Origin of the sequence: Kitasatospora sp. NPDC091257, assembly GCF_044757675.1 — a bacterium.
Taxonomy (GTDB): Bacteria; Actinomycetota; Actinomycetes; order Streptomycetales; family Streptomycetaceae; genus Kitasatospora; species Kitasatospora lactacystinica.
In genome coordinates this window covers 1-1,000 of sequence record NZ_JBIVVI010001915.1, presented here as the reverse complement: position 1 = coordinate 1,000, position 1,000 = coordinate 1, and the positions used below count along the sequence as shown (strand labels likewise).

General features: G+C 72.4%; 2 protein-coding genes. Both read right to left on the bottom strand.

Annotation, left to right across the window (positions count from 1 at the left end):
• Positions 1-50: 50 nt before the first annotated feature.
• Positions 51-476: a DUF742 domain-containing protein gene (locus ACIQOV_RS42855; RefSeq protein WP_380456468.1), complete on the bottom strand. Its 426-nt coding sequence runs from the start codon at positions 474-476 to the stop codon at positions 51-53.
• A 170-nt stretch (positions 477-646) separates the two neighbouring features.
• Positions 647-1,000: roadblock/LC7 domain-containing protein (locus ACIQOV_RS42850; RefSeq protein WP_401056726.1), on the bottom strand; the 354-nt coding region annotated here is incomplete at its 5' end.

The following is a 1,000-nucleotide window of genomic DNA, read 5'->3' as shown; positions in this document are numbered from 1 at the left end:
CCGCGACGACGATCTTCGCGGAGGTGGTGGCGCGGGTGGGGGCGGCCGCGTTAGAGCTTGCGAAGTCCACTGAGGACCCTTTCGAGCAGCGTGACATCGGGCGTTCCGCCCGACTCGCCCGCGGCGGCGGGCTGGTGGATGGCGACGAGACCGGCCTCGGCAAGGTCGGCGACGAGGATGCGGGCGACACCGAGCGGCACGCCGGCCAGTGCGGAGATCTCCGCGATGGACTTGACCTCGCGGCAGAGGCTGACGATCCGGGCGTGCTCGGGCAGCAGTCCGCTGGCCCGGTCGGCCGAGCCGGTCGTGGAGATCAGGGCCTCGATGGCGAGCTGGTACCGCGGGCGGGTCCGGCCGCCGGTCATCGCGTACGGGCGGACCAGCGGCTGCTGCTCGTAGCCGTCGGACTGCTGCCCGCCGTAGCCGCTGCCGTACCCGTTGCCGTACGAGCCGGCGGGTGTCGAAGGCGGGGTCATGGGTCCTCCTAGTGCTGCAGCCTTGAGCAGCCGGTTCCAGCTGGGGCGGTGCCAGCTGAGGCGAGATCAGCTGCCTGAGGGTAGCTGAGGGTGGTTCGCCGGGTCCGGTCGGGTCGGACCCGGCGAGGGCAGGTGGGACGGGGTGGACGGATCCGCGCGGGAGCCCCGGGTCAGTGCAGGAGACTGCCCTGGAGTTCCGCGCGGAGTGCGGGGGTGAGGACGGCGCCGGCCCGGTCGACGAGCAGGGCCATCTCGTAGCCGACGAGGCCGATGTCGGAGTCCGGGGCGGCCAGGACGGCCAGCGCCGAGCCGTCGCTGACGGCCATCAGGAACAGGAACCCCCGCTCCATCTCGACCACGGTCTGGTTGACCTCGCCGCCCTCGAAGATCCGGCTCGCACCGTTGGTCAGCGAGGTGAGACCGGAGGCGACCGCCGCCAACTGGTCGGCCCGGTCCCTGGGGAAGCCCTCGGACATGCACAGCAGGAGGCCGTCCGCGGAGACCACCACGGTGTGGGACACCCC

What these genes read in the sequence shown, in the direction of transcription:
- ACIQOV_RS42855 (WP_380456468.1), bottom strand. Translation starts at nt 476, where the DNA reads ATGACCCCGCCTTCGACACCCGCCGGCTCGTACGGCAACGGGTACGGC.